16 protein-coding genes are annotated in these 16,845 nt (G+C 60.4%); 9 read left to right on the top strand and 7 right to left on the bottom strand.

From position 1 onward, the window contains the following. Positions 1 to 65: 65 nt before the first annotated feature. Positions 66 to 1,601 (bottom strand): FAD-binding domain-containing protein, encoded by a 1,536-nt coding sequence (locus AB1E42_RS04755; RefSeq protein ID WP_368345851.1) that lies wholly within the window; start codon positions 1,599 to 1,601, stop codon positions 66 to 68. Between the two features lie 129 nt (positions 1,602 to 1,730). Between AB1E42_RS04755 and AB1E42_RS04760 the strand changes: the two genes are divergently transcribed. From AB1E42_RS04760 to AB1E42_RS04795, 8 genes are all read left to right on the top strand, one after another. Beyond that, positions 1,731 to 1,862, top strand: coding sequence for a hypothetical protein (locus AB1E42_RS04760; RefSeq protein WP_368345852.1), 132 nt, complete (start codon positions 1,731 to 1,733; stop codon positions 1,860 to 1,862). Positions 1,863 to 1,989: 127 nt separating this feature from the next. Next, positions 1,990 to 4,962 carry a calcium-binding protein gene (locus AB1E42_RS04765; RefSeq protein WP_368345853.1) on the top strand — a complete coding sequence of 991 codons (2,973 nt, stop codon included), beginning with the start codon at positions 1,990 to 1,992 and terminating at the stop codon, positions 4,960 to 4,962. A gap of 124 nt (positions 4,963 to 5,086) precedes the next feature. Further along, complete coding sequence (gene rfbC, locus AB1E42_RS04770) at positions 5,087 to 5,650, top strand: dTDP-4-dehydrorhamnose 3,5-epimerase (RefSeq protein WP_368345854.1); 564 nt, start codon at positions 5,087 to 5,089, stop codon at positions 5,648 to 5,650. Next, the gene (gene rfbB, locus AB1E42_RS04775; RefSeq protein ID WP_368345855.1) at positions 5,647 to 6,696 is read left to right on the top strand and encodes a dTDP-glucose 4,6-dehydratase; all 1,050 of its coding nucleotides are present in this window, start codon (positions 5,647 to 5,649) and stop codon (positions 6,694 to 6,696) included. The genes rfbC and rfbB overlap by 4 nt, the downstream gene beginning before the upstream one ends. Beyond that, positions 6,693 to 7,544, top strand: a complete 852-nt coding sequence (gene rfbD, locus AB1E42_RS04780; protein WP_368345856.1) for a dTDP-4-dehydrorhamnose reductase — start codon at positions 6,693 to 6,695, stop codon at positions 7,542 to 7,544. The genes rfbB and rfbD overlap by 4 nt, the downstream gene beginning before the upstream one ends. Continuing rightward, positions 7,541 to 8,416 carry a glucose-1-phosphate thymidylyltransferase RfbA gene (gene rfbA, locus AB1E42_RS04785; protein ID WP_368345857.1) on the top strand — a complete coding sequence of 292 codons (876 nt, stop codon included), beginning with the start codon at positions 7,541 to 7,543 and terminating at the stop codon, positions 8,414 to 8,416. Before rfbD ends, rfbA begins: the two co-directional genes overlap by 4 nt. Before the next feature lie 57 nt (positions 8,417 to 8,473). Continuing rightward, positions 8,474 to 9,745 (top strand): glycosyltransferase family 4 protein, encoded by a 1,272-nt coding sequence (locus AB1E42_RS04790; RefSeq protein WP_368345858.1) that lies wholly within the window; start codon positions 8,474 to 8,476, stop codon positions 9,743 to 9,745. Next, positions 9,745 to 11,079 (top strand): hypothetical protein, encoded by a 1,335-nt coding sequence (locus tag AB1E42_RS04795; protein WP_368345859.1) that lies wholly within the window; start codon positions 9,745 to 9,747, stop codon positions 11,077 to 11,079. The genes AB1E42_RS04790 and AB1E42_RS04795 overlap by 1 nt, the downstream gene beginning before the upstream one ends. Here the strand turns inward: AB1E42_RS04795 and AB1E42_RS04800 are convergent. The 6 genes from AB1E42_RS04800 to AB1E42_RS04825 form a co-directional block, all read right to left on the bottom strand. Then, positions 10,967 to 12,217 carry a lipopolysaccharide biosynthesis protein gene (locus AB1E42_RS04800; protein WP_368345860.1) on the bottom strand — a complete coding sequence of 417 codons (1,251 nt, stop codon included), beginning with the start codon at positions 12,215 to 12,217 and terminating at the stop codon, positions 10,967 to 10,969. The two genes, AB1E42_RS04795 and AB1E42_RS04800, sit on opposite strands and share 113 nt — an antisense overlap. Next, a complete protein-coding gene (locus tag AB1E42_RS04805; protein ID WP_368345861.1) occupies positions 12,214 to 12,999 on the bottom strand; it encodes a sulfotransferase family 2 domain-containing protein in 786 nt (261 codons plus the stop codon). Before AB1E42_RS04805 ends, AB1E42_RS04800 begins: the two co-directional genes overlap by 4 nt. Next, positions 12,996 to 13,892, bottom strand: a complete 897-nt coding sequence (locus AB1E42_RS04810) for a sulfotransferase (protein ID WP_368345862.1) — start codon at positions 13,890 to 13,892, stop codon at positions 12,996 to 12,998. Before AB1E42_RS04810 ends, AB1E42_RS04805 begins: the two co-directional genes overlap by 4 nt. Next, positions 13,889 to 14,977 (bottom strand): glycosyltransferase family 4 protein, encoded by a 1,089-nt coding sequence (locus tag AB1E42_RS04815; RefSeq protein WP_368345863.1) that lies wholly within the window; start codon positions 14,975 to 14,977, stop codon positions 13,889 to 13,891. The genes AB1E42_RS04810 and AB1E42_RS04815 overlap by 4 nt, the downstream gene beginning before the upstream one ends. A 69-nt stretch (positions 14,978 to 15,046) precedes the next feature. Next, a complete protein-coding gene (locus AB1E42_RS04820; protein WP_368345864.1) occupies positions 15,047 to 15,952 on the bottom strand; it encodes a hypothetical protein in 906 nt (301 codons plus the stop codon). Next, complete coding sequence (locus AB1E42_RS04825; protein WP_368345865.1) at positions 15,952 to 16,218, bottom strand: hypothetical protein; 267 nt, start codon at positions 16,216 to 16,218, stop codon at positions 15,952 to 15,954. The genes AB1E42_RS04820 and AB1E42_RS04825 overlap by 1 nt, the downstream gene beginning before the upstream one ends. Positions 16,219 to 16,375: 157 nt before the next feature. Between AB1E42_RS04825 and AB1E42_RS04830 the strand changes: the two genes are divergently transcribed. Next, positions 16,376 to 16,792, top strand: a complete 417-nt coding sequence (locus AB1E42_RS04830) for a hypothetical protein (protein WP_368345866.1) — start codon at positions 16,376 to 16,378, stop codon at positions 16,790 to 16,792. Positions 16,793 to 16,845 lie beyond the last annotated feature (53 nt).

The following is a 16,845-nucleotide window of genomic DNA, read 5'->3' on the forward strand; positions in this document are numbered from 1 at the left end:
GTCAATTTATCCTTCTACGCAGCACCTCCGCGAAGCGGATCAATCAACGTTTCCACGCGGCTTTATCAGTCAAATCTCAAAGTTAACTGTTGCGGCGTCGAAGATGGCGGGTTCTTGCGCTTTTTCGAGCGGCGCGTCGGAGCACGGCTGGCATGACGCGCCACGAGCTTTTCAGCGGCGTGGCGATGTTCCGGCGCTTTCCGTATCGCCCAAAGCCGGTCTTTCGCGTTTTTGGCGGCCGCCGCTGGTTCAACAACGGGATGCGGATAGTCCCGCCCGAGTAGGCGCTGGCCCTCTGCATAGGCCCAAGGCCGGTGTCGCGCAGCAGCAGGGAGGCCGGCCAGTTCCGGCACCCATCTTGCGATGAATAGTCCGTCGGGATCCTGATCCAGCCCTTGCTTTACTGGATTATAGACACGGATCGTGTTCATTCCTGTTGTACCCGATTGCATCTGCACCTGTGACCAGTGGATGCCGGGCTCGTAATCGGTGAACATCCGCGCCAGATGCAGGCCAGGCGCCCGCCAATCGAGCCAGAGATGGTAGCTTGCCACAGCCATCACCATCGCCCGCATGCGAAAGTTCAACCAGCCCGTCGCTTCGAGAGATCGCATACATGCGTCGAGGAAGGGCAGTCCCGTCTGACCTGTCTGCCACGCCGCGAGAAGAGGGCTGTCCGGTGCGTTTGGGCGCAGCCCGTCATAGGCGGGATGCAAGTTTTGCCATTCAATGCGCGGCGCGTCCTCCAATTTCTGGATGAAATGGCAATGCCAATGCAGCCGCGAAAGAAAGGAGGTCATCGCGCCGGTCCATCCAGTGCGCGTCCCTTCCGAACGGGCGCTCTCCTGTCGCGCCCATGCCGCTTGGGCAACTTCCCTGATGGAGAGCGTTCCCCATGTCAGGTGTGGCGACAAGCGTGAACACGCATCCGCCCCTTCAAGCGGGCTGGACATCGCCCGCCGATAGGTTCTCCCGCGCTGCTCCATGAAGCTCTCCAGCAGCGTCAGGCCCGCCTCCCGCCCGCCTTTTTGGCAAGCACTCCCCCCATCAGGCGCAAGCCCTAATTGCTCGGGGCTCGGTAGAGGATCACTTGTCATGTTCGCAATCGGGCGCAACGCAATGGGCGCTGCCGATTGCGGCGCACGCATTTGCCGATCCCATGCTTTTGCCCAGCCATCGCGGTTCGGCAGCGGTCGGATCACGCCGAACTGGCGTGGCTCATGCCAAGGGATGCCGTTATCACGGCACCAGCCGGCCACCCGCCTGTCACGCATGAATGTCCAGTGATTTCCTGTCTCCATGTGCGACCATAGGGTGGCGATGACATGCGTCTTGTGGATGCTGTCCAAAACCGCCACTGCCTCGCCAAACTGGATCACCAGCGGCTGTCCGCGGTCTGCGAGGTTTAAGTTTAGCGCGGCGATTGACTGCGCTGCGAAGCGCCAATGGCGGTGGCTGGCATCCGGCTCTCGCCAGTAATCAGGCTCCACGATGTAGAGAGGCAGCACCGGCCCGCGCTCAGCCGCCCGCGCCAGAGCGGCGTTGTCCTCAACGCGTAAATCCCGCTTGAACCAAACAACCTGAAGCGCTTCCTGTTTCATCTGGCGCCATTTAGCGCGCGCAGTCTGCGTGTCACGGCGGCAACGAGTGGCACATCGCTGCGACACCCTGCCTCATCGCCGGAAGCCGATCGCGACCAATCTCCAGTCACATCAACCAATGGAGGTTACATGTTTCGTGGATTGTTCTTGTCGCTCTTCATCATCTGCTCCGGCATGGTGGTGTTGCCCCTTCTGATGGTCTGGGCGCTGGAGGGCGACCAATGGCTCGACACCATGCGCACCATGATGCCGCTCTTTTAATCATTCGCCATTGGAATGGGCGGTTTGGCTCGGTCGGTTCTCCGGCTGGGCCGAAAAATCTTATGCCATATTTTAAACATTAAAACGCGTATGGTGGGTCAATGTAGTTACTGTACGAGTTGAGCAAATGTATTCGCGGACGGTTCTTCTTTCAGAGGCCGGATATAAAAGTGACGTCGTCGAGGACGATCACTTCGAAGCGAATGCGATCTACACCCGCGACTATTTGGACCCAGGCGGCCCGTTTGACCGGATGTTCGCCGATATGGGGTGGTCCGGCCTCCGTTTTCCCGGCGGCACCGTCACCGAAGAAAATTTTGCACCGGGGTCAGGCATTGTCGAACGGTTGTTCGATGTCTCTCGCCCCAGCGGCCTGTCCGATGACGGCGCACCGCGTATCGTGACAACGCCCGCGATGTTCTCGTATGCCATCGACAAGGGCATCGCCGTCGATTTCACACTTCCCACAGACAATTATTTTTCCGATGAGACGGACGAGGACGGCTTTCGCATTCCAAGCACATTCGGACTCTACCGCATTCTGGATCGTGTCGATGAAATGGTCCGTGGCGACTACGGCCACGCCTTTATCGAAAAATTCGAGATCGGAAACGAATTCTGGTACAAGAACGAACGGCAAACGCCGGAGGAATACGGACATATCGTCGAGCATCTGGCCTCTGGTATGCAGTCCCTCTTCGATCTCTACCAGGCAGAGCAAGCGGACGATTCTGCGTGGGTGATGCCCGAGATCAGCGTCCAGTCAGCCCCCGGCTGGCGACCACAAGATAACGAGGCCATCTTTGAGCAACTGTCGCTTTCATCACGAGCGGCGATTGATGCAGTCTCTACCCATTATTACCCGTCCAGTTATACCGTCGCCACGGACCGTCAGGTCCATTTCGATCGCTTGGATGATTGGCAAAACCTCGAAGGCGTGGACAAGGAATTGTCCTACTACGTTTCCGAATGGAACATGGCGACAAGCACCGAAACCGATACCGGCTTGGCCCAAGCATCCGGCATGTTGGAAACGATGCGAGTCATGCTGGAGCGCGGCATAGATCACGCCGCCATTTGGGGCACCCAATACTATAATCTACGCACCCGTCTGGCCGAACTTGAGAACGATCCCGACGCCCCCGGTGGGAAAGACTATTCACTCACGCCAGCGGGTGAAATCTATCGCATGATGTCCTCAAGCATTCGCGGCCTCAGGGTGCTTGATCTCGATACCGACAGTTCACTGCGTGACGCACTGGATGTTCCCGCCGACGAGCGTACTGCCGATCAGACCGAGCAGTTGGTGATGCATGCCTACGGAGGCACCGAAAAGACAGTGATCTTCATCTCCTCCCGCAGTGGCGTCGATATCGACGTTACGCTGGATACTGGAAGCCTCTTAACAGACTACCATCATGTTTGGGCTGAGCGGCTTGGTGCCTTGGACGATCCAACGACGTCGGATCTCGATGAAGGTGACCCCCTGTCGATATACGCGCGGCCCTATGTCGATATCCTGAACGAGAGCACACTGACCGCGACTGGTGATCTCACGGTGACGCTTCAGCCCTATGAGATCGTAAAATTCGAATTTTCAACTGGAACCACCGGCGTCTCGATCTCGGGTCATGACCAAATGGTCGATCCCGCCGCAGATTACGACGACGACCTGCACGGCTCGGCATTTGACGACACGCTATCGGGCAATATCGGCGGCGACATCCTGTCAGGATACGCCGGCAGCGATGCGTTGGATGGCGGCGAAGGCAATGATACCCTGTTTGGCGGCACAGGCGATGATTTCCTTCGGTCTGGTGATGGCACTGACTCGCTTTGGGGCGAGGATGGGGCCGATGTCCTGATTGCCGATACCGGCATGAACGATCTCCGAGGCGATGCCGGTCAGGATCAATTTGTGGTCGATCCCAACGGCCTTACAATCCTCCATGATCTGGATATCGACGCCGGAGAAGGCATAAGCTTTCGCAACCACTATGCGAGCGCCTCTGACGTCATGGACCGCACCGCGGTCGATGGCGACGATCTCCTAGTCTCTCATGACAGCGGTGGAAGTACCCGTCTCGTCGGTCTTGCCGCGCGGCTGTCAGAGTTTGAAACCGTGCTCACCGATTTTCAGGCAGACTCCCCTGTAGACGATATCGTCGCGGCCCTGAATGCTCCCGTGCCGGATGGCAGCATTCCTCCAGACCCAGATCCGGTCGTTGAGGAAGAGACTGCATTCACGCGCGAAGATCTTTACGATCTCCTGTCGCTAGAAGATCCGGCAGAGATCGGCGCGCTCGTCGCCAGCCTGACACCGGAGGAAGAAGCCGGTCTGATCGATCAGGTGAATGGCAACGCACTGGCGCTCTCTGCTGATCAGCAGACATGGGCCAGCTTTTGCGACAACCTGAGCGACGCCGCCTTTGACAGGTTCATCGATGGAATCGATCCGGAAATCCTCGATTTGCGCTACCTGCGTATCGCAGCCGATGAATACGCGAACGGCCCCGACGACCTGAACGATGAAAATGGCCTGCCGATTTGCAGAACCTTCGAAGAGGTCAGCCCAGAGGTGCGCGTTGCCTATTACCTTGCGCTCTCGCCATCGGAGCTGACCCAGCTTGAACAATATTGGGCGGATCTGAACCCGGACGCCGAGGCTCTAACGGCCGCCGAAATTCTGCACGTCGATCTTACCGATGTGGACGCCGAGCGCGAGGCGATCCTAAGCGGTGAGAGCGACCCAGCCTTTTCGATTTTCCTCAAACCCAACAGCTACAGCACGGATTATCTCGACGAACAGGAAGATGAAGAAGACACCGCCGACGCTCAGGGCTTCCAATGTTTTGTCGCAACCTGCGTCTATGGTGATGGCCATCACCCCGATGTGGAGTTCCTGCGCCTCTATCGGGACGAGGTATTGCAGACAGGCGCAATGGGGCGCTTGTTCGTCTGTTTTTACTATAAATACGGCCCTTGGGCGGCTGCGTTTATCAAGCCGTTTCCCGCAGTTAAGACGTTGATCCGCTCTTGTTTGGCGCGCTGGGTCGCGTCCCGTCGCGCCGGTCTGTCCGAGGCGATCCGCGTAAAATAAGGCGATAAGAAATGCGCAGTCACAGTCATTGCGCCATTCCTTTGGGCGCGAAAGCCCTTGCACCTCGTTCGCCTGTCCCGTGTAATCTGTCAGAGGTATCGATGGCGGAGGGATTGGTCCAATAATGCAAGTAGAGGAACGGTTCGGCGGTGTGCTTTTGCTCACACCCGTGCGGCACGGGGATCACCGCGGTTTTTTCTCGGAGAGTTGGTCGCTGCGCGGTTTTCAGGCGGCGGGCGTGCATTTGCCGCCGTTCGTGCAGGACAACCATTCCTTTTCCTCGGCGAAGGGGACTCTCAGGGGTTTGCACTTTCAGGCACCACCGCACGCGCAGGGTAAGTTGGTGCGTTGCGGGCGGGGGCGGCTCTTTGACGTCGCCGTGGATATCCGCCGTGACAGCCCGACCTATGGCCAGTGGGTGGGGGAGGAGCTGAGCTTCGAGAACGGCCGCCAGCTCTGGGTGCCGCCGGGCTTCCTGCACGGCTTTCTAACGCTCGAGCCGGATACCGAGATCATCTACAAATGCACTGACTACTATGCCCCCGCATTCGATGGTGCCGTGCGCTGGGACAGCTGCGGCATTGACTGGCCCGATCTTGACGGTGAGCCTATCCTCTCCGCCAAAGACGCCGCCGCGCCGGCGCTTGCGGATTTCGACAGCCCCTTCACCTATGAGGCAAACGCATGAAGCTCTTGGTCACAGGCGGAGCAGGGTTCATCGGCTCGGCCGTGGTCCGGCTCGCCATCGCGCGCGGGCATGAGGTGATCAATTTCGACGCGCTCACCTACGCGGGCAATCCCGCCAATGTGGCCAGCGTCGCCAATGATCTGCGCTACACCTTCGTCCATGCCGACATCCGCGACCGCGCCGCTGTTGACGCCTGCCTCTCTACGCACAAACCTGATGCGATCCTGCACCTCGCGGCGGAAAGCCATGTCGACCGCTCCATCGACGGCCCCGCTGCCTTCATGGAGACCAATGTCACCGGTACGCTGACCCTGCTGGAGGCGGCGCGCGCCTATTGGCAGGCGGCAGGTCGGCCCGAAGCCTTTCGCTTCCACCATGTCTCCACCGATGAGGTCTACGGCTCGCTTCCTTCTGATCCAGCGGTCAAATTTACCGAAGTGACCGCCTATGACCCACGCAGCCCCTATTCGGCCTCCAAAGCGGCGTCCGATCACCTCGTCCGCGCGTGGCACGAGACTTACGGCCTTCCAGTGCTCGTGACCAATTGCTCGAACAACTACGGCCCCTACCACTTCCCCGAGAAGCTGATCCCCGTCGTCATTTTCAACGCCCTGTCCGAGAAGCCGCTACCCATCTACGGCACAGGTGCGAACATCCGCGATTGGCTCTATGTCGAGGATCACGCAGATGCGCTGCTGACCGTTCTGGCAAAAGGGCAGGTGGGCCGGACCTACAACATTGGCGGCGAGAATGAGCGCAGCAATCTCGATCTGGTGCGCAGCATTTGTGGTATCCTTGATCAGACCCGCCCGCGCAGCAGCGGCAGCTACGCCGATCTGATCACCTTTGTCGCAGACCGTCCTGGCCACGATGCCCGTTATGCCATCGATCCCACCCGCGTCCGCAGCGAACTGGGCTGGAGGCCTTCGGTGACGGTCGAGGAGGGGCTCGCCCGCACGGTTGACTGGTTCCTGACCAACGAGGATTGGTGGCGTCCGCTCCTGTCCCGCGACGGTGTCGGCGCGCGGCTGGGGGTGGCTGGATGATCCTCGTCTTTGGCAAAAACGGGCAGGTCGCACAGGCGCTGGCCCGCGCCTCGGATGAAGCCCTCTGCCTTGGTCGTACGGAGGCAGATCTCTCCGTCCCTGATGCCGCCGCCAAAGCGATTGCCACGCACCGCCCCCGCGCCGTGATCAATGCCGCCGCCTATACCGCCGTCGATCAGGCAGAAAGCGCCCCCGATGCCGCTCATCGCCTTAACGCAGGCGCTGTTGCCGAGATTGCCGAGGCCTGTGCCGCCGCGCAAATCCCGCTCGTGCATCTCTCCACCGATTATGTGTTTGACGGCAGCGGCACCGCCCCCCGTGGCCCCGATGCGCCCACCGCGCCGCTCGGCGTCTACGGTGCAAGCAAGCTGGCAGGTGAGGACGTCATCCGCGCAAGCGGTGCGACAGCAGTGATCCTGCGCACCGCTTGGGTGTTTTCGGCAGATGGCACGAATTTCGTCAAAACCATGCTGCGTTTGGCCGAGAGCCGTGACCACCTCACCGTCGTCGCCGACCAGATCGGCGCGCCCACCCCCGCCGCAGCCATAGCGGAGGCCTGCTTGACCATCGCGGAGAACCTCATTCGCGACCCGGCCAAAACCGGCACCTATCATTTCGCAGGCGCACCAGAGGTCAGCTGGGCCGATTTCGCCCGCGCCATCTTCGCCACGGCAGAGAGGCCGGTCACTGTCACCGATATCACCACCTCCGACTATCCCACACCCGCCGTCCGCCCGTTGAACGGACGGCTCGACTGCCACCTGACCGAGCTCACCTTCGGCCTTCCGCGCCCCGATTGGCAGGCCGCACTGGCCGAGGTGATCACAGAATTGGAGATCAGCACATGAGCACCCGCAAAGGCATCATTCTCGCCGGTGGCAGCGGCACCCGCCTGCACCCGCTCACCATCGCCGTCTCCAAACAGCTCATGCCGGTCTATGACAAGCCGATGATCTATTACCCGCTCTCGGTCCTGATGCTTGCGGGCATCCGCGAGATCGCCGTGATCACCACCCCGCATGACGCGCCGCTCTTCCAGCGCCTCTTGGGCGATGGGGCGCAATGGGGCGTGCAGCTAAGCTACATTGAACAGCCCAGCCCCGATGGCCTTTCACAAGCCTATCTCTTGGCCGAAGAGTTCCTCGCCGGCGCGCCCTCCGCGATGGTTCTGGGGGACAATGTGTTCTTCGGCCATGGCCTACCGGACGTGCTCGCCGCCGCCGATGCCCGTACTGAGGGTGGCACGGTTTTCGGCTACCGCGTACGCGATCCGCAGCGCTACGGCGTGGTCGGCTTCGATGCGGATGGTCGTGTTTCCTCCATCGAGGAAAAACCCGAACATCCCCGCTCCAAATACGCGGTGACAGGGCTTTATTTCCTCGACGGCACCGCGCCTGAGCGCGCCCGAACGCTCACGCCTTCAGCCCGTGGCGAGCTGGAAATCGTGAGCCTTCTCGAAACCTATCTGAGGGAGGGCAGCCTCACCGTCGAGCAAATGGGCCGTGGCTTCGCATGGCTCGACACCGGCACCCACAGCAGCCTCCTCGACGCAGGCAATTTCGTGCGCACCCTCTCCGAACGCCAAGGCCAGCAAATCGGCTCCCCAGACGAAATCGCCTACCACAACCATTGGATCACCCGCGACCAACTCCGCGAACGCGCAAAAGTCTTCGGTAAATCCGACTATGGCGCGTATCTGACAACAATCGCTAACGAATAGCGCGGCCGGAGCAGTGCTCTTCACCTTTCGTTAACCAAGGCGCCCGAGCGTGGCAGGATGACCATTCTGCCCGCTCCAAAAGCCGCTTTATTTCATCCCGTGCGTTCGCCGCCCACGGTTTCGCGGGTCATCATCGTCAGTGATTTCTGTGACCTTCAGGGTGGGCAGGCGAAGGTCGCCATCGATAGCGCGCGTCTTCTGGCCGAGGCTGGGTACGATGTGATCTTCTTCGGTGCCAGCGGTGTTCCCGACCCGCGCCTCGACCATCCGAAGATCAGGGTTGTCGGGCTAGGACAGGTTCCGCTGGCAAACGGTGGCCTCCGCGTCGCGCTTGCGGGTCTGTGGAACGGTACAGCCGCCACAGAGCTGCGTGACCTCATTACGACAGAGGCAGGGCAGGGCACCGTGGTTCATGTTCACGGCTTTGCAAAAGCGCTCTCGCCTGCGATTGGTCCCGTGCTCGCGACTGCGCCGGTACCTGTGATCTATACATTACACGAATATTTTCTGGCCTGCCCGAACGGCGGTTTCTTCGATTATCAGGAAAGGCGCATCTGCACCCGCATGCCGATGAGCGCCGCTTGCATCATGGCGCATTGCGATGCCCGCCAGCGCAGCCACAAAGCCTATCGCCTGTTGCGGCAAATAATCCTCCACCGCGTCGGTAAACTGCCGCAAAGCCTGTGCCATATCGTTGTTCTCACCGAGCGCCAAAGGCAGATCATGGCCGGGCATCTCCCGAAGAACGCGCAGTTGCATCTGTTGGCCAACCCCGTGACGTCGCCACCCAAATCTCCCAACACGCGATCCCGATCAGGCCCGTTTGCCTTTGTCGGTCGGCTCAGCCCTGAAAAAGGCGCGCCCCTTTTTGCGCGGGCGGCCGCTTTGGCAAAGGTGCCCGCCATGTTCATCGGTGATGGGGCGGATGCCGCTGCCGTCCGCTCTGCCAACCCCGACGCCGAAATCACAGGTTGGCTTGCGCACAGCGATGTGCATGAGCGCCTGTCACAGGCCCGTGCATTGGTACTGCCGAGCCTATGGTACGAGTGCCAGCCTCTGGTGATGCTGGAAGCTCTATCGATGGGTGTTCCAGTGGTCGCAGGGCGTTGGATCTCTGGCACCGACTGCATCACCGATGGGGTGAATGGCGTGCTCTTCGATAACCCCGAGCCTGAGCCTTTGGCTGCCGCGCTTCAGGTGGCTCAAACTATACCGGATTTCGACCCGGCTCCATTTCGCGCCCGTTTCGCACCGACTGCCCATCTCAGCGGGCTTCTCGATATTTATCAAAACGCCCTGCACAAATACCTGCACGAGAAGGCATACTGATGCTTCTCGCGCTTCTTGTCTGGCTCGGGCTTGCGTTCTTTCTCGGGTTCCTTTTGCGCCACGGGCTCGCCCGCAAGCGTCCCGCACTCGTCGCATTCACCATCGTTTTAGCGCTGGTCAGTCTACCTCGTCCGTTCATATTCATGTTGGGATTGGATCCACCAATGCCTGCCAGTCATTTCGGCGGGGTCGACTGGCAGCTCGTGTCCCGCGCCTTGCTTTTCTGCCTGCTCTGGGCTGTCGCTGTCTCGATGAGCTACCTGATAAACGGGCGGATGGCACGTCCATTAGCGCCGCTGCTGCCGCGCGGGGGCGGTACTTTGCCCTCCGGCGCTCGTGTCGCGCTGGTTTTGCTCGCCCCCGCAGTTTTTGCCGTTGTGGGGACGGGCTTCCTGCTCGCACAGGCCGGCGGCCTCTCGGCATTCATCATGGCTTCCAAGCTGGAAAAGGCGCTGGCCGGATATTTCATCTTCAAAGAGTCCGCGCGTCTCGCTGCCATCCTCGCCCTGTTCGGCTACCTTAGCTTACGAGCCGATACGGCACCTGCCGCACATTGGGGGCGGTTGGCGTGCCTTTTGACTGGTAGCATCATGGTCATCTGCACCTTGTTATGGGGCGCGCGGTACGATTTCCTGCTGATGAGCGCGGTCGTGCTGTTGGCATGGCGCTTTCATGTCGGGCCAATCGGCGTGGTCAGGCTCGCGCTCTTCGCAGGAGCGCTTTTTTGCGCCGCCTATGCCTTACGCATCATCCGCGCCGAGATCCTCGTTAAACTCGCAACATCGCTCCCGCCGCAACCGTTCTGGCGGCAGCTTTCAGCGGGGATGCATTTCGTCCAGTTCGATGCGCTGATGCTCGTCATTCGCGACGCAGGCGATGTTTTCGCGTTCCGTTGGGGTGCTGATTTCGTCAATGGCATGCAAAGCTGGATCCCCCGAAGTCTCTTCCCCGAAAAAGAAACCTTTCATATCGGCCCGTGGTTCCGCAGGGTGTACCAGCCCATGGCGCGCAACGGCTGGCCGGTCACGACGGTCGGGGCTTGGTATCTCAATTTCGGCATTATCGGCATTTTGCTCGGCGCTTATGTGAGCGGTCTGGCGCTGCGCATTTGGGATGAGGCGTTTGACTGCATGCGGCAATCACCGTGGCAAGCATCTGTCGGTGCCGCGCTGTCGGTCTATATGTTCGAGGCAGGGATTGGCACCGGCTTTCCGCAAGATGTCATCCTACTGATTGTACCGCTTTGGCTGGCAGCACTTTTCCTTTTTGGCCCGCAAATGCGGTCGCAAAAATCCCGCTCAGTACCGCGAGCCGCAGCAAGGCGAGCAGGGTGATCGCCTGCGCTATGCCGATGAGCCCGCCAAAGGTGACGCCGAGCCACATGGCGGGAAGCGACGCCGTGAAAAGCACGCCTTGCAGCCAGCCGAGCATCCGAAAACGCCTTTGCGCGACGATCCCGCTTTGTAGCACATTCGCACAAAGGCGCAGCGCGGTTGCTGGCATGATCCAGAGCAAAAGCGCCGCCGTGTCTGCATAGCCCTTACCAAAAACCGCATCCACCAGCGCCCCGCCGCCCAAGATGATGAGCAAAGTGCCCGCCGCGCCAACCCCGGCTGCGAACCCAAACATCCTTGCAAGAAGCCAGCTAAATGCGCGGCGTTCACCGGCGGCCCAATGCCGCGCTAACCGCCAGCCGAGCGCCTGATCAAAACTGTTCATACCCGTAACTGCTGCGCGTTCGAGATAGGCCGCGGGCAGGTATAATGCCACGGCTACCGGCCCGAGCACGGCGCCCATTATCAAGCGGGGTAGCGCCATTTGTAATGCGATAAAGCACTGGCTGAGCCCCAGCGGCGCGCTGCCTGCTAAAAGGCCGTGAATAGCGGTCTTTCGCCAGCGGGGTCTTAGGCCGACCTCAAGCTTTTGAAGTATGGGGAGATCGTGCAGGGCGATTGCAGCGCTGACGCATAACACCTGAACCCAAAGCGCGCCGTCAAGGCTGCCAAACGCTGCCACGCCCGTGCCAAAACCACATAGCCCCACACCCCCGCGAAGCGCCCACCCCCTTGCCACAAAAGGAATATCTCCCGCGCGCTGCGCCGCGCCAAACAGCAGATCCCCAAGCATCTCCACCGTTTTGAGGAGCAACAATGGCGCGGCAACAGATAGGAGCTCAGGCCGCCATAGGGCAACGGACCCGCAACCGCCGATACAGAAAAGCCCCGCCATCAGGCCGCGCAGTGCCAATGCATCGCGAAAATCAATCCGCCGCGTCGCATCGGCGGCAAGGTTCCCGCGCAATCCAAGCAATAGCAACATGTACGCCGGTTGGGTGAGCGCCATCAGAAGCCCGTATGCGCCGACAGTTTCCAACGGGATGGTGCGGGTGAGCAGGGCCAGAATGCCCAAATGACACAACAGGACGACCCCGTTCGATACGGCCATCGCAGTTGCGTGCTTCTTGCCGCTCATGATGGCGCGGCACGGCGCTGTTGATAAGCCTCCCAAAGGGCGATGTCAGGGGCGCATATTTCTCTGATCCGGTCCGCAATCGCACCTTGGTAGGCCGTTGGCATGGCAGGGCCAGTGCGCACATTTTCAACCCCGATTTTAAGCCGGGTACCGAGCCGTTTCGAAAGCGATGTGTGAAACGCATCCATATGATCGAGATCGCCGATAACGTCGAACCTCTCCAGATTCTTTATCGCGGCTTCGATTGCATCTGGGTGGTGTGGCGGTGTCTCCGAAGGTAGTCCGCTGAGATAGGCAACCATCGTAGCACCTAGCCTCCTTGCCTGCGCGGTTTCCAGAAAATCCGGCAGTTGAAGGCGAATTCCCTCTGTTGCATCCGGATGGCTTGCATTCCAACAGAGGTGAGACATGAAGCGCGCCACGGGTTCGCGCAGCACCGTCGCGAAAGTGTAACTTGCGCTGAATGCCTTATACGCGCGCGGTGAAAAGCCTACATGCATGGCAATCGCACGGGTATTGCAGTGCAGATGGTAGAGAAGGATCGCCTCGCGGAACGGATGCAGCGGCGCGCTGATCTCGCTCTCGCCGATCAAGGCCAGCGCAGCATCGCTGGCAGCGGTCCGCAGCCCCGCCTGCGAGAGAAGATACCGTCGCCTGAGCGCCCGCCCAACAGAAGTTCCGCCGCATTTTGGAATATGATGGAAAACGATCGGATGCGGCAGAAGCCTGTCTGCCGCCCGCGCATGCAGTGCGCGAAACTGATCGACTTGCAGACTGATCATTGCCCTTCTCCTTGCGCAAAAGTGATCCCGAACTCCAGTGCGAGCGCCTGATTGGCTGTCACGAACTCCCGCCTGAGGCGGACAAGCGCTCCGTCATCGGGGCACAGAGCCGCCGCGTCGGTGTTCATCCGGCGATAGAGCCAACGCGCCGCGTCATAGAGCGGTCCGCGCGGCAAATGACTGCGCAAACGGATGGCTGCGTGCTTAAGATGTTCGTTGCGGGTAACGTAGCTGCGATTTTCCGGCGCGAACGGGTAGCTGTCATAGAACGCGGGCGCGATGCCGACCCAATCCGCAATCGCATGTAACGTGCCTGACGGGTGTTTTTTGAGGTCTTCGAGGCTGATCGCCCGCATTCGGTCCGCGCCAAGCTGAGCGCGCCAAAGCCTTAACCAATCGACATAACGCGCATTCGCCACAGCGTTGCCAAGCAGCTCGTTCCCCGGCACAGGCTTTGGCTGCGACGCATCGCAAATCCGCTCAACGAAGGCGCTAAAGCGCAATCCATGCGGCAACTGCCCCCAACTATGCTGAAAATATGTGAAGAGTGAGTGGATCTGCGCCGCGGGTTCCCGCAGCACGAAAAGGCATTTCGGCGCGTTCGGCAGGTGCGGAATATGGGCCAGCGCCGTTGCTGAATAGATATGCGCCGGCGTTGCCTCGAGCCTGATCTTCTTCGCCCTATCACCGCGCGGATAAAGCGCGGCAAGGCCCTCCAACCCGCCATCGATATGCCTTTCTGGATTGTAAATGTGGCTCTCTTTATCTGCGAAAAAACCAGTTTCCTTGAGAGCGGCGGTTTGCACATCGGGATGATCGCCCAGCCAACGGTAGAGCGAGGTTGTCCCACATTTTGGCGCACCGATGATGAAGAGATTAGGAAGGGTCATCATTGTGCCGCCGCCCCGTAAAGGAGATCGGCGTAAAAACCCGCAATCCGATCACGCCAACGATCGACGGTGAAACGGGCCTGATATGTTGTCAGGGCGGCACTGCGGCGGGTGAGGAGATCAGCCTTGTCCAGCGTTGCAAGCAGCGCTGTCAGCGGTTCGATGCCGAGATCGAAACTGCTGCCCGAACGGCCCTCCACGATCAAGTCCGGCAAATGGCTGCGTCGGCTGCAAAGCACGGGCGTTCCGTTGCGCAACGCTTCAGGGATCACCAAGGGAAGACCCTCCCAGCGTGACGGCAATACAACCGCATCGGCGGAGGCATAGAAGTCGTCAATATCGCGGGGGCTGACCCATCCGTGTACGGTGACACCCTCGGGCAGTTCTGCGAGTGATATCCCGCCGCGCACCACTCCGCCCAACAAATGTAGCCGTAATTCAGGCCGCAAGCGGCGGGCGGCCGCGAACGCGGGCAGAAGGATGTCGAGACCCTTCTGCCGGTCGAATCGTCCCACGAAGAGCAGGTGGAGCGCATCCGGATCAGCCGCAAAAAGATCGCGCCGCGCGCCGGTTTTCGGCGGTGCGGCGGCATTGTCTATCCATTGATGTTGCCCGCGATACCGGTGCAGTTTTGCAAGTTCCGCATCCGCTGGGCCGATATTCAGCGTGGCATTGGCAAGGCCACACAATCGCCCCTCGATGATCCTCAGCAGCCTTGCCCGCAGCCGGTCAGGACGCTCATACCTCCCCGCTGCCCAACCATGCGCGCAATAGATCGCCAGGCCGCGCCATCCCGTTAGCCGCGCGGCAATCAGCGCCAGTAGCGCAAAACTTGAATGAAAGAACAGCACCTGCGGCCGTTCGCAGCGGATCGCCACCCGCATGGCGCGTATCATGCGCCAGATCTGCGTGATCCCGCGCTGCCCGCCTGCATAACCCAGCACGCGCCGCGCATGTTGCAGGTCGCGGGCATGGCCGTCCGGCAACAGGAATATGTTGTCGATTCCGCGCGGCGCATGGGCGGCATGGATGTCGAAACACCCCGCAACGCCTCCCTGCGCCGTTTCGCATATGTGCAATACCTTCATATCCCAGCCCTAGGCGGCTGGTGGTTAATTTTTCGATAATTTTAGCAAAATTTGAACCGTGAGCCCCTGTCAGAACAGGCAAAGCCGCGTGATCTCGTGCTTTCCTACTGGCAGGTTAAGCGCACCGGCTGTGATCGTCACAGGCAATGCGCTTTCAGCACCGTCTTTGTCCCAAAGGATCGCATCATAGTCACCGGCGGCCAGATCTAGGCCGAGCGTTTCCGCCGCGCGGGTGCCGCTTGCGCTGAGGATTGGCGCGCTTGGCATGGTCCCTGTCTCAACCTGCATTGCACCGTATGTGAGGGTGCCTGTGATGCCCGTAAACCGGGTCAGCTCAACAGTGTCAGCGCTGATAAGCGGCCCCGTGATCCATATCCGATGCCGGTTGCCGCCGAGTGCTCGCATCCCCGCATTTGCGGGCACACCGTCGATATTGGCGATTTCCGTTACGGCACCATCGCCAAGGCTGAACTGGTAGCGCAGGCGTGCGGCTCCCGTTGTGCCAATCCCCAACCATAGCTCGCAACTGCTGGCTGTTTCCGCTTCGACGATGGCAGAGCATGTGATCTCTGCTCCTGCTGCGAGGCTGGCGATGTCGATGGCGTTAAACTGAAGATAACCTGTTCCGTCATCTTCGATCCGTGTGCGCTCCAACCCGCCAGCCGCGCCCAAAGGCGTTACGGAGGTCAGATTGACGGCGGTTGTTTTGCTTGGGTTACAGAGCGTCATTGCGGCCCGCTCCAGCAGCAGATGCTTTTGCGCACCACTGCCGATGATGCGCGGCACATCGGCAGGCAGCATGCTGATCGACCCATCCGTATTCACGAGGGCCGCGTCGGAGCTGCGGAAGACTTGCCACCCATGTGTGAAAACCTCCGCGCCGTAGTCAAACACAGCCCGCGGCACCGCGCCGTTCTGGCCGTATGCGGTCAGGCAAGTGCCGCGCCGCGTTGCATTAAAGAGAGCGGCTGACATCACCACCCCGCCACAATATCGGTGATGCTCGTGCCCGTCGCATGAACGCGGCGCACCTCCAGCGCATGCCAGCCCGGCAGAACATTGGAGAGTGTCACCGTCTGCCCCCCGCTCGTGGTGACCGTCAACTGCCCGCCCTGGGATAGGTGAATCCAATGGGCCAGATAGGGCAGGTCGGTGGAGTCGTCTGGTGTCACGGCAAAGAGGTTGGCCGGCCCACCGGCGGGTTTGCGTTGAAAACCTTCAAAGGAATCCTGTGTTGGCATATTGCGCTCCTTGATTGCGTTTGGGGCAGTGTCGCGCGCGCAGCTTGCCAAGCGGTTGGCCCCCCGACCGCCGCGTTTACTTCTCGTTAGGAGGCGGCCCTATTTACCCGTTGTTAATGAAGGCGCTGCATTACCGAACGGAACAAGCGGAGTTGCGATGCGGGTTTCGGCTCTTTCTTTTTGTATGGTTTTGTCCGTCTTGGCAGACGGTAACGCTGCGCAGGCGCAATCGCGTGTCGCGGTAGGGGTGGTGGATCAGTTGCAGGCCGCCTGTGATTCTGCCGGCGAGGCCTGTATCAACTCGTTCCAGATGCAGCTCGCCGATCTGGCCACGCCACGTTCGTTCCGGTCGCAGGCACAGGTCGATCAACTGGCCATCGGTGTTGCTGTCGCCGCTGTGCAGGTTGCCCGTCGCCGCCCTGATCTGGCAGAGGGATTGGCGAATGTCGTGGCGGAGGCGGCATTGTCTGTTTCTCCCGGGCGCGCCAGCGCAATGCGCCGTGTGGCAGAGGCCGTGACCGCCGCATCCCCCGCGCCGATTGACCTTCGAAAGATCGTCGGCAGCCGGAACTAACCCAGTTCCCCGCACTCCGAAACATGGCCGTTAATCCAATCGTAACCATTCCC

The organism is Pelagovum sp. HNIBRBA483, assembly GCF_040931995.1.
In the GTDB taxonomy this organism is placed as follows: domain Bacteria; phylum Pseudomonadota; class Alphaproteobacteria; order Rhodobacterales; family Rhodobacteraceae; genus JAEPMR01.